Consider the following 11,712-nt stretch of genomic DNA (forward strand, 5'->3'; position numbering starts at 1 on the left):
CGTCCGCCTTGCGGCCGAGATAGCGCGTGTCGACGGGGAAGGCGCGGCCCTCGCTTTCAACGACGGGGGCTTCGCCGAGCAGCTTTGCCACGCGCGCGCCGTCGAGCGTTGCCGACATCACGAGGATGCGCAGATCCTCGCGCAGGCCGGTTTGCGCATCACGGGCCAGCGCGAGACCCATGTCGGCATCGAGCGAACGCTCGTGGAATTCGTCGAACAGGATGGCGGCGACGCCTGACAGTTCGGGATCGTCGAGGATCTGACGGGTGAAGATGCCCTCGGTCACCACTTCGATGCGCGTGGCGCGCGAGATCTTCGAGCCGAACCGGACGCGATAGCCGACGGTCTCCCCAGCGCGCTCGCCCAATGATTTGGCCATACGATCGGCGCTGGCGCGCGCGGCGATGCGGCGCGGCTCCAGCACGATGATCTTCTTGCCCCTGGCCCAGGGCGCATCGAGCAAAGCCAGCGGCACGCGCGTGGTCTTGCCGGCGCCCGGTGGCGCCACCAGAACGGCAGCGTTATGCGCCTCCAGCGTGCGCGAGAGGTCGTCGAGCACGGCGTCGATCGGCAGGGGCGTGTCGAAGCTGCGGGGCAAGGTCTATCCACTCGTCATGCCCGGCCTTGTGCCGGGCATCCGCGTTCTTTAACCCCCGAGTGAACAAGACGTGGATGGCCGGGACAAGCCCGGCCATGACGGAATCATTCGCTATCGAGGACTATCAGCCCTGCACCGGCGGGCGGCCGACGCTGTCATAGGTGAAGCCAGCCGCTTCCATGTCTTCAGGGCGGTAGATGTTGCGCAAGTCGACGACGACGGGCTGCGCCATGACGGTCTTCAGCCGGTCGAGATCGAGCGCGCGGAACTGGACCCATTCGGTGACGATGACGAGCGCATCGGCGCCTTGCGCGCAGGAATAGGCGTCCTCGCAATAGGTGATGTCAGGCAGCTCGCCCTTGGCCTGCTCCATGCCGACAGGATCGAACGCCTTGACCGTCGCGCCCATGTCGATCAGGCCTGTGACCAGCGGGATCGACGGCGCATCGCGCATGTCGTCAGTGTCGGGCTTGAAGGTGAGGCCGAGCACGGCGATGGTCTTGCCGCGCAGCGAGCCGCCGAGCGCCTGGCTCACCTTGCGCGCCATCGCGCGCTTGCGGTTCTCGTTCACGGCCAACACGGATTCGACGATGCGCAAGGAGACATCGTAATCCTGCGCGATCTTGATCAGCGCCTTGGTGTCCTTCGGGAAGCACGAGCCGCCGAAGCCGGGACCTGCATGCAGGAACTTGGTGCCGATGCGGTTGTCCAGGCCAATGCCGCGGGCGACTTCCTGCACGTTGGCGCCGGCCTTTTCGGAGAGATCGGCGATCTCGTTGATGAAGGTGATCTTGGTCGCGAGGAACGCGTTTGCGGCGTATTTGATCATCTCGGCGGTGCGGCGTTCCGTGAACATCAGCGGCGCCTGGTTCAGCGACAGCGGCCGGTAGATGTCGCCCATCACCTTGCGGCCGCGCTCGTCGGAGGTGCCGACCACGACGCGATCGGGAAACTTGAAGTCACGGATTGCGGCGCCCTCGCGCAGGAACTCGGGGTTCGAGGCGACCACGACGTCGGCGTTGGGATTGGTCTCGCGGATGATGCGCTCGACCTCGTCGCCGGTGCCCACAGGCACGGTCGACTTCGTCACCACGATGGTGAAGCCGGTCAGCGACTGCGCGATCTCGCGCGCGGCGGCGTAGACGTAGGACAGATCGGCGTGGCCGTCGCCGCGGCGCGAGGGCGTGCCGACCGCGATGAAGACGGCATCGGCATCCGCAACCGGCTTCTTCAGGTCGGTGGTGAAGTCGAGCCGCTTGGCTTTGACGTTGGTCGCAACCAGCGCGTCGAGCCCGGGCTCGTAGATCGGGATCTCGCCGCGATGAAGGCTGGCGATCTTCTTCTCGTCCTTGTCGACGCAGGTGACGTCGTGACCGAAATCAGCAAAGCAGGCTCCGGACACCAATCCCACATAGCCCGTGCCGATCATCGCGATGCGCATGAAAATCCCTGTTTCAGAATGGTTAACGAAACCCCGACGCGGGGCGGTTTAGCATTTTCCCGAGGGGAGGGAACAGTCCGCATGCAAAAAAGCGGCATGGGAATTGAACCGGTAAAGAAGTCGGAAACCGCTGGGGCCCCACACTGCCCCACGCCCGAACAGGATGGGCGAAAGGCGCCTCGAAAAGGGACACCATGGCACCAGCAGGCACAATCGCAGGGAGCGGAGGCACCAGAGCCCTTTCTGCCGCGCGTGTCGACTGGGTCGACTACGCCAAGGGCATTTGCATCATCATGGTCGTGATGATGCATTCGGTGCTGGGGGTCGAGCTCGCCGCCGGCGAGACCGGTTTCATGCATGTCGCCGTCGCCTTCGCAAAGCCGTTCCGGATGCCGGATTTCTTCCTGATCTCGGGCCTGTTCCTGGCGCTGGTGATCGACCGGGACTGGCGAACCTATCTCGACCGCAAGGTGGTGCATTTCGTCTATTTCTATGTCGTCTGGGTGACAATCCAGTTCGGCTTCAAGGCGCCCGCTTTCGCGGCGGAGACGAGCTGGCACCACGTTGGCCTGTTGTATCTCGAATCCTTCATCGAGCCGTTCGGCACGCTGTGGTTCATCTATCTCTTGCCGATCTTCTTCGTCGTCACAAAACTGACACGCAAGATTCCGTCGCTCGCGATCTGGGTCATTGCCGCCGCGCTGGAGACGGCACGCATCGCGACGGGATGGACCGTCATCGACGAGTTCTGCTCGCGCTTCGTCTATTTTTATTCGGGCTATCTGTTCGCGCCTTACGTGTTCGCGCTGTCGGACCGCGCGCGGAAGCATCCGGCGCTTGCGCTCGCAGCGCTCGCGACCTGGGCGTTGGTCAATGCCGGCCTCGTCGTGCTGGGGGCCAGCGAATGGAAGATCGTCTCGCTCGTGCTCGGTTTTGCCGGCGCCTGCGCGATCATCACGATGGGCACGCTGCTCGCACGCGCCCAATGGATGAATTTCATGCGCTTCTGCGGCGAGCATTCGATCGTGATCTATCTCGCCTTCTTCCTGCCGATGGCGGCGACCCGGACGCTGCTGCTGCGCACCGGCATCATCCCCGATATCGGCACGGTATCGCTGATCGTCACCATAGCCGGAGTAATCGGTGCGCTCGCGATCTGGCGGGCCGCCTTGCTGTTCAATGCCCGCTTCCTGTTCGAACGGCCCAATGCGTTCTGGATTGCGCCGAAGAAGGCGGGCGTGCGGTTGCAGGCGGCGGAGTAGCCGCACCCTCCGTGTCGTCGCCCGGCTTGACCGGGGCGACCCAGTATTCCAGAGACAATCGTGATTGACCGATAAGCTGCGGCGTACTGGATTCCCCGCTTTCGCGGGGAATGACAGTGGGGGATAGTGGCGTCGCCGAGCCAAAAATCCCCCTTCTAAGGCTGTCAAAGCCCGCAAAAATTCATACATTGCGGCCATGCCCAAAACCTCCCCGAAGACCTCCGCCAAAGCTGACACCAAGGCTGCGCCAAAAGCCGCCGACGCCGAGCCCGCCGCCGCGACAGCTGCTGCCAAACCTGTAGCAGCCAAGGCCGCCGGCAAGGGCGACCACGTGTTCCTGGTCGACGGTTCCTCCTATATCTTCCGCGCCTACCACGCGCTGCCACCGCTAAACCGCAAGTCCGACGGACTGCAGGTCAACGCCGTGCTCGGCTTCTGCAACATGCTGTGGAAACTCCTGCGCGACATGCCGGCCGACAACCGTCCGACGCACCTCGCGATCGTGTTCGACAAGTCGGAGGTCACCTTCCGCAACGCGATCTATCCCGAATACAAGGCGCACCGGCCGCCGGCACCCGACGATCTGATCCCGCAATTCGCGCTGATCCGCGAAGCGGTGCGCGCCTTCGACCTGCCCTGCCTGGAACAAGGTGGCTTCGAGGCCGACGATCTCATCGCGACCTATGTGCGCGAGGCGTGCGAGCGCGGCGCGAGCGCGACGATCGTGTCCTCCGACAAGGACCTGATGCAGCTCGTGACCGATTGCGTCACCATGTACGACACCATGAAGGACCGCCGCATCGGCATCCCCGAGGTGATCGAGAAGTTCGGCGTGCCGCCGAACAAGGTGGTCGAGGTGCAGGCGCTGGCCGGCGATTCCACCGACAACGTGCCCGGCGTGCCCGGCATCGGCATCAAGACCGCGGCGCAGCTGATCACCGAATATGGCGACCTTGACCAATTGCTGTTCCGTGCCGGCGAGATCAAGCAGCCGAAGCGCCGCGAGGCGCTGCTCGAGAACGCGGAGAAGGCGCGGATCTCGCGAAAACTCGTGCTGCTCGACGACAAGGTCAAGCTGGACGTGCCGCTCGACGACCTCGCCGTCCACGAGCCCGATGCGCGCAAGCTGATTGCCTTCCTGAAGGCGATGGAATTCACCACCTTGACGCGCCGCGTCGCCGACTATTCGCAGATCGATCCCGCCAATGTCGATGCCGATGCGAGCAACAGCAGCGGCGCCAGGGCCGGCGACGGCGCAGCGAAAGCAAGAACGTCCGAGGCTTCCGGCGATCTCTTCGCCACCCCTGCCGCGAGCGCAACGGGCGGCGACAAGGGCGACAAGGGCGCCAGCCTGAAGGGCGCGCCGATCTCGCTGGCTGCGGCGCGCGAAAACGCCATGCGCAAGCTCCCGGTCGATCGGAGCAAGTATCAGACGATCAAGACGCTCAAGGAGCTCAACGCATTCGTCGCGCGCATCCACGATGCCGGCCATGTCGCGATCGAGATCAAGGCAAACTCCATCGATCCGATGCAGGCCGATCTCTGCGGCATCGCGCTGGCGCTGGCGCCGAACGATGCCTGCTACGTGCCGCTGGCGCACAAGCAGTCCGGCGGCGGCGCCGGCTTGTTCGACGCCGGGCTTGCGTCCGACCAGGTCAAGCATGCGGATGCGATCGAGGCGTTGCGGCCGGTGCTGGAATCATCAGGCATCCTCAAGATCGGCTTCGACGTCAAATTCACCGCCGTGATGCTGGCGCAGCACAGCATCACCTTGCGCAACACCGACGATGCGCTCCTGATCTCCTACGTGCTCGATGCAGGACGCGGCTCGCATGCGCTGGACTCGCTGTCGGAGCGCTGGTTCGGTCATGCCATGCTCAAGGAAAACGAGCTGCTCGGCAGCGGCAAGGGCAAGATCACCTTCGACCAGGTACCGATCGACAAGGCTGCGGCGCTGTCGGCCGAAGGTGCCGACGTCGCCTTGCGTGTCTGGCATGTGCTGAAGCCGCGCCTCGTTGCCGAGCACATGACCGCGGTCTACGAGACGCTGGAGCGGCCGCTCGTGTCGGTGCTGGCGCGCATGGAGCGGCGCGGCATCTCGATCGACCGCCAGGTGCTGTCGCGTCTTTCCGGCGACTTTGCCCAGACGGCGGCGCGCGTCGAAGCCGAGATCCAGGAGATCGCGGGCGAGCCGGTCAATGTCGGCAGTCCCAAGCAGATCGGCGACATCCTGTTCGGCAAGATGGGATTGTCAGGCGGGACCAAGACGAAAACCGGCGCATGGTCGACCACCGCCCAGGTGCTGGACGAGCTCGCCGAGCAGGGCCACGACTTCCCGCGAAAGATCCTGGAGTGGCGCCAGGTCTCGAAACTGAAATCGACCTACACCGACGCGCTGCCGACCTATGTCAATCCGCAGACCCATCGCGTGCACACGACCTACGCGCTGGCAGCAACCACGACGGGCCGGCTGTCGTCGAACGAGCCGAATCTCCAGAACATCCCGGTGCGCACGGAGGACGGCCGCAAGATCCGCCGTGCCTTCATTGCGACATCAGGGCACAAGCTGGTGTCGGCCGACTATTCGCAGATCGAGCTGCGGCTGCTCGCGGAGATCGCCGACATTCCCGTGCTGAAGCAGGCGTTCCGCGACGGGCTCGACATTCACGCCATGACCGCGTCGGAAATGTTCGGCGTGCCGATCAAGGGCATGCCGAGCGAAATCCGCCGCCGCGCCAAGGCGATCAATTTCGGCATCATCTACGGCATCTCGGCGTTCGGCCTCGCCAACCAGCTCGGCATCGCGCGCGAGGAGGCCTCGGCCTATATCAAGAAATATTTCGAGCGCTTCCCCGGCATCCGCGCCTACATGGACGAGACACGCGATTTCTGCCGGAGCCACGGCTACGTCACCACGCTGTTCGGCCGGAAGATGCACTATCCCGACATCAAGGCGTCCAACGCCTCGGTGCGCGCCTTCAACGAGCGCGCCGCGATCAACGCGCGGCTCCAGGGCACCGCGGCCGACATCATCCGCCGCGCCATGACGCGGGTCGAGGATGCCCTCGCCGCAAAGAAGTTGTCGGCGCAAATGCTGCTGCAGGTCCATGACGAATTGATCTTCGAGGTGCCGGACGCCGAGGTCGAGGCGACGCTCCCCGTCGTGCAGCACGTCATGCAGGACGCGCCGTTCCCGGCCGTGCTGCTCTCGGTGCCGCTCCATGTCGACGCGCGCGCGGCGAACAACTGGGACGAGGCGCATTAGCGCTCTCTTCACCCCTCCCTGCTTGCGTTCGCCGCCGCCACACACTCGGTGTCGTCCCCCCGAAGGCGCGCTTTCGCGGGGACGACGCTGGGTGATATGCGGGGACCTCAATTGTCCTCCGAGCAATTGCGTGGTGGCCCCGCTTCGCCGCGCATATTAGAACCGGTGCCGTCCCCGCACCGGTTCACCCATGCCCCACACCTCCGCCCTGCTCGGCTTCGCCCTCGTCTGCCTCGGCCTCGTGCTCACGCCCGGGCCGAACATGATCTACCTGATCTCGCGCTCGATCACGCAGGGGCCTGCGGCCGGCATCGTCTCGCTCGGTGGCGTGGCACTCGGCTTCGTGTTCTACATGCTGTGTGCGGCGTTCGGCATCACGGCGCTCTTGCTCGCCGTTCCCTTTGCCTATGACGCGCTGCGCTTCGCCGGTGCGGGTTATCTGTTGTGGCTTGCGTGGCAGGCGGTGAAACCGGGCGGGCGCTCGCCATTCCAGGTGAAACAGCTCGCCATCGACAGCCCGCGCAAATTGTTCGCGATGGGCTTCGTCACCAACCTGCTCAACCCGAAGATCGCGATGCTCTATCTGGCGCTGTTGCCGCAGTTCATCGATCCCGCCGCCGGCAGCGTGCTGGCGCAATCGGTGGTGCTCGGGGCGATCCAGATCGCGATCAGCGTCAGCGTGAATGCGATGATCGCGCTCGCGGCCGGATCGATCGCGCTGTTCCTGGCGAACCGGCCGAGCTGGATGCTGGTGCAGCGCTGGCTGATGGGCACGGTGCTGGCGGGTCTCGCGGTGCGGATGGCGGTCGAAGCGAAGAAGGTGTAGCTGACGCCACAAGCCGCGCTCGTGTCCCGGACGCGCTGCAGCGCTCTTGCGCTGCTGCGCAGAGCCGGGACCCAGCAGGCCAACAACGAGATCGCCGAGGCATGGGCCCCGGCTCTGCGCCGCACCGCTTACGCGCTGCGTCGCGTCCGGGGCACGAGGCGCCGGCAGGCTAATCCAGCTTCGCGTCCATGCCCCGCTTCACGGCCGGACGGGCCATCAGGGCCTCATACCAGCGCTTGACGTTGGGGAAGTCGGCCAGCTCAACCTTGTGGCGAGGATGGCGCCAGGCCCAGCCCAGGATCGCAAAATCGGCAATCGAGAGGTCGCCGGCGACGAAGTCGCGCCCCTCCAGGCGGCGGTCGAGCACGCCGTAGAGCCGGCGCGTCTCCGCCATGTAGCGCTTCAGGCCGTAGGCACGGTCCTGCTCGTTCTCGAGCGCGATGAAATGGTGCACCTGGCCGGGCATCGGGCCGAAGCCGCCCATCTGCCACATCAGCCATTCGTAGACGGGGATACGGGCGCTGAGGGATTTCGGCAGGAATTTGCCGGTCTTTTCACCGAGATAGAGCAGGATCGCGCCCGATTCGAAGATGCTGACGGGCTTGCCGTCCGGCCCCTCGGGGTCGACGATCGCGGGGATCTTGTTGTTCGGGGAGAGCTTGAGGAACCCCGGCGCCATCTGCTCGCCCTTGGCGATGTTCACCGGGACCACCTTGTAGGAGAGCCCCATCTCCTCCAGCGCGACCGAGATCTTGCGGCCGTTCGGCGTGTTCCAGGTGTGCAGCTCGATGGTCATTCCCATGTCCTTCCCGAGGAGGCGTCGTGCCCCGACTTGGGCTCTCAACTACTTCAGAAGGTCGCGTCCCCACAACCGGCGGTCCGGGATGGCCGATCCCTGTTGACGAGGGACGCCCCCTCTGGAATGTCGCGGCCGTCGCGGATAAATTCCGCCTCCTCTAAAATGCTGTTCGAGGGACCGCCGTGTCGAAATCTGCCTCCCGCGCCCGCCTGTTCGAAATCATCCGCCGGCGCTCCTTCGGCCGCGGCGAGGTGACGCTCGCGTCGGGCCGCAAGAGCGATTTCTACTTCAACCTCAAGCCGACCATGCTCGACCCCGAGGGGGCGACCCTGCTCGCCGAGCTGACCTATGAGGCGCTGAAGGACGACAATCTCGATTTCATCGGCGGCCTCGAGATGGGCGCGGTGCCGCTCGCCGGCGCGCTGGCGCAGATCTCCTGGATCAAGGGCCATCCGATCGCAGCCTTCTTCGTGCGCAAGAAGCCGAAGGAGCACGGCGCCAAGCTCGCGATCGAAGGCCTGCCGAAAGGCGAGACGCTGGAGGGCAAGCGCGTCGTGATCGTCGAGGACGTCACCACCACCGGCGGCTCCGCGATGAAGGCGGTGGAATCGGTGCGCGAGACCGGCGCCGAAGTGGTGCTGGTGCTGACCATGGTCGACCGCGAGGAAGGCGCCACCGATACGTTCGGTGCGGCCGGCCTGCCGTTCCGCTCGCTGTACAAGGCGTCGGAGTTCTTGAAGGCGTGATGCGGCGAAACGCTCTCCGCCGTCATGCCCGGGCTTGACCCGGGCATCCACGTCTTTGCCGCACGAAGATCGTGAATGGCGGGGACAAGCCCGGCCATGACGAAAGCCCGCTTCGTTCCGAACCACTCCTCAACCGCTCATTTACCATCCCGCCTTATGGTGAATCATGTGCTGAGACCCCCTGGGTCCCAGCCGGTTCAGTAGCGTCGGGTGGAGTGAGCGTTGCGTACAGTCCTGTCCCATGCGCGCCGGCGGCGTCGCGCGATGCTCGTAGCCGCCACCCTTGGAGCACCGCTGCTTGCGGCTCCCGCCCCGGTTTCGGCCGAAGGCCTGTTCGACTTTTTCTTTGGCGGCATGCAACAGCAGCGGCCGCAGCGCGAGGTGCCGCAACAGGCGAGCTCCTACGCCGATCCCTTCACCGGCCAGCAAAATGCCGCAACCCCGCAATACGTGCCGCCGACGCGGTCAGCCGCGGCAGGCGGTTCGGGCCCGGCCTTCTGCGTGCGCAGCTGCGACGGAAAATATTTTCCGTTGATGCGCGGCCTCGCCTCGCCGGCACAGATGTGTCAGGCGTTCTGTCCCGCCGCCGCGACCAAGGTCTATTTCGGCTCCTCGATCGACGGTGCCGCTTCGCAGACCGGCGAGCGCTACGCGGACAGCGAGAACGCGTTCGCCTACCGCAAGGCGCTGCGCGCCGACTGCACCTGCAACGGCCGCGAGCCGGTCGGCCTTGCCCCGGTCGATCTCGCGCTGGACTCCTCGCTGAAAGCCGGCGACGTGATCGCCACCACCGATGGGCTCGTCGCCTATACCGGCATCCGCGTCGGCAACGACCAGGCGGCGGACTTCACCCCGGTTGCCTCCTATCCCGGCCTCACCGCCCAGGTCCGCGCGAGGCTCGGCGAGATGAAGGTGGCGCCGGTGCGGGCAGAGACGGTGTCGGCAGATGCGCCGGCTGCGGAGATCGTCCGTGAGACGCTGCCTGACGTGACGGTGCCGAAGGCGGCGGCGCAGAAATCGGCGAAGCGCGCGGGATTGGATTAGTTCGCTCTCGTGTCCCGGACGCGGTGCAGCGCGTAGCGCTGCGCTGCGTCCGGGGCACGAGACTAGCGTCCGATGATCACCCCGATCACGTTCGGCGCCGCCAGATATTTCTCCTCGATCGCCGCGCGCGCGGCGGCGCGGTTGTCCGGCGTCAGGAGGCCGCGCTTCTCGGCCAGGATCATCCAGCAGAAGCCCCACCAATCCGTCAGCATGCCCTGATCACCAACGAGGTCGTAGCCCCGCTCGGCCGCGAAGATGCGCGCATGCGCTTCGTCCAGCGTGTCGAGAAACAGATGATCCTCGGTCGAGAACAGCTCGTCGCTGACGTCGTCGATGGTGTAGCCCCAGATCGACTGGCACACCGCGTTGAATTCGCGGTCGAACTGGTCGTCGTCGATCCTCTGGCGCCGCGCGGCCTGATGCAGCCGCGACAGCGAGCGCGCGAAATCGGCGATCCGGGTGAGGGCAAATTGATCGAAGGCGATGGTGGACATGTAGTCCTCGCAAAGTCTGACAGACGCTAGATATTGTGTCGGCAACGCGCCGAATCACAATGATATATCAAAGACTTGCTAAAGTGTTCTTAATTTGTTCCGAATTCGGTAACGATCCTCCTAAGCCCGCTTTGGATCGCCGGAATCGAAAGGGGCCGCCTCGCAGCGGCCCCTTGCCGGTTACAATCTTGTTCGGGATCCGAAATTCCAGCCCCGGCAAGCCTGACGTTAGAACCGGCAACGGGGCTTGGGCGATTCCGGAAAACTACCGAACGTAGGGCTGTCCTAATTTCGGCCGGTCTCAATAGCAGCGCGAGGCCGCAATGGCGTGAACGCGGCGGTCGCCCAGCAGATGGGCGACAAAACCATTGGTCGGAAAGATCTTTGCGAATGCCACGTCGCGGATGCTGAGGCCGCCGGCATAGGCGCCGAACGCCGGCATCACCGCGCGCATCCCGTCGGAGACGAAGCAGCGGCGCTCCATCGAGCGGCCGCGTGTGGAGACGCGCGCCTTGGGATGAAGATGCCCAGCGATCTCGCCGCGCGCACCCGTGGGCTCATGACGGAAGGTGATCGGGCCGATCGCGACTTCTTCGGCGACGGTGCCGCCGAGATCGCGCGGCAGCATGGGATCGTGATTGCCGGAGATCCAGATCCAGTCGCGGCCGGTCTGAAGCGCGGCGACGGCATCGCGGTCGTCCGGCGACAACCGCTCATGCGCCCTGCGATCGTGAAAGCTGTCGCCGAGCGCGATGACGACGCGTGGATCATGGCGGGAGATGACAGCAGCGAGACGGCCGAGCGTCGCGATGGTGTCGTAAGGCGGCAGCAGCACGCCGCGCATGGCGAAGCTGGACCCTTTTTCCAGATGCAGGTCGGAGACGACCAGCAGGCGCTGCTCTTCCCAGAACAGCGCGCCGGAGAGATCGGCGGCAAAGGTCACATCGCTGATGGTGACTCTGGACACGCGCATGTCGTCGACATCTCCTGAAACCTGCGCGCCAATCGTCACGTCCGAACCTGCTCTTATCCCATCGCCTCTTTGACGAGCTCATCGGCGGCTTCCGCCAGGAGCTCGTCTGCAGCTTCGCCATAAACTGACTCGCGGCCGATTTCCAGCATCACGGGCACCGCGAGCGGAGAGATGCGATCGAGTTCCCGGTGCGTGATGCGGCCGTGGATACGGGCGAGCATGTCGCCGAGCCGGCGCAGGTCGAGCAGGCCGGTGGCGGCGTCG

Annotated in this window: 11 protein-coding genes; 5 read left to right on the forward strand and 6 right to left on the reverse strand. The window is 65.1% G+C overall.

All coding sequences use genetic code 11. The annotated features are described in order from the left end of the window. A partial coding sequence (locus MOV75_RS12575; RefSeq protein ID WP_247005835.1) for a DEAD/DEAH box helicase occupies positions 1–598 on the reverse strand: 598 nt, incomplete at its 3' end. A 124-nt stretch (positions 599–722) separates the two neighbouring features. Next, on the reverse strand, positions 723–2,039 hold the full coding sequence (locus MOV75_RS12580) for a UDP-glucose/GDP-mannose dehydrogenase family protein (protein WP_247005837.1): 1,317 nt from the start codon (positions 2,037–2,039) through the stop codon (positions 723–725). A 194-nt stretch (positions 2,040–2,233) separates the two neighbouring features. Here MOV75_RS12580 and MOV75_RS12585 point away from each other — a divergent pair, with 194 nt between their 5' ends. The 3 genes from MOV75_RS12585 to MOV75_RS12595 all read left to right on the forward strand — a co-directional run bounded on the left by MOV75_RS12585 (position 2,234) and on the right by MOV75_RS12595 (position 7,392). Continuing rightward, the gene (locus MOV75_RS12585; protein ID WP_247005839.1) at positions 2,234–3,301 is read left to right on the forward strand and encodes an acyltransferase family protein; all 1,068 of its coding nucleotides are present in this window, start codon (positions 2,234–2,236) and stop codon (positions 3,299–3,301) included. 196 nt (positions 3,302–3,497) lie between these two features. Then, positions 3,498–6,566 carry a DNA polymerase I gene (gene polA / locus MOV75_RS12590; RefSeq protein ID WP_247005842.1) on the forward strand — a complete coding sequence of 1,023 codons (3,069 nt, stop codon included), beginning with the start codon at positions 3,498–3,500 and terminating at the stop codon, positions 6,564–6,566. 190 nt (positions 6,567–6,756) lie between these two features. Further along, a complete protein-coding gene (locus tag MOV75_RS12595; protein ID WP_246929142.1) occupies positions 6,757–7,392 on the forward strand; it encodes a LysE family translocator in 636 nt (211 codons plus the stop codon). 169 nt (positions 7,393–7,561) lie between these two features. On the opposite strand, the gene MOV75_RS12600 is transcribed toward MOV75_RS12595, so the two are convergent. Beyond that, positions 7,562–8,188, reverse strand: coding sequence for a glutathione S-transferase family protein (locus MOV75_RS12600; RefSeq protein WP_246931081.1), 627 nt, complete (start codon positions 8,186–8,188; stop codon positions 7,562–7,564). A 185-nt stretch (positions 8,189–8,373) separates the two neighbouring features. Between MOV75_RS12600 and pyrE the strand changes: the two genes are divergently transcribed. Together pyrE and MOV75_RS12610 are read left to right on the forward strand one after the other, a co-directional pair. After that, on the forward strand, positions 8,374–8,937 hold the full coding sequence (pyrE, locus tag MOV75_RS12605) for an orotate phosphoribosyltransferase (protein ID WP_212277777.1): 564 nt from the start codon (positions 8,374–8,376) through the stop codon (positions 8,935–8,937). Positions 8,938–9,201: 264 nt separating this feature from the next. After that, positions 9,202–9,981: a DUF2865 domain-containing protein gene (locus tag MOV75_RS12610; RefSeq protein WP_246931082.1), complete on the forward strand. Its 780-nt coding sequence runs from the start codon at positions 9,202–9,204 to the stop codon at positions 9,979–9,981. A 62-nt stretch (positions 9,982–10,043) separates the two neighbouring features. Here MOV75_RS12610 and MOV75_RS12615 read toward each other — a convergent pair whose 3' ends face one another. The 3 genes from MOV75_RS12615 to MOV75_RS12625 all read right to left on the reverse strand — a co-directional run. Next, positions 10,044–10,475: a hypothetical protein gene (locus tag MOV75_RS12615; protein WP_247005844.1), complete on the reverse strand. Its 432-nt coding sequence runs from the start codon at positions 10,473–10,475 to the stop codon at positions 10,044–10,046. Positions 10,476–10,776: 301 nt separating this feature from the next. Beyond that, positions 10,777–11,448 (reverse strand): ligase-associated DNA damage response endonuclease PdeM, encoded by a 672-nt coding sequence (gene pdeM, locus MOV75_RS12620; protein WP_246931084.1) that lies wholly within the window; start codon positions 11,446–11,448, stop codon positions 10,777–10,779. A 53-nt stretch (positions 11,449–11,501) separates the two neighbouring features. Continuing rightward, the coding region (locus MOV75_RS12625) for a hypothetical protein (protein WP_247005846.1) at positions 11,502–11,712 on the reverse strand (211 nt) is incomplete at its 5' end.

The sequence above is a fragment of the Bradyrhizobium sp. PRIMUS42 genome (assembly GCF_023006515.1).
In the GTDB taxonomy this organism is placed as follows: Bacteria; Pseudomonadota; Alphaproteobacteria; order Rhizobiales; family Xanthobacteraceae; genus Bradyrhizobium.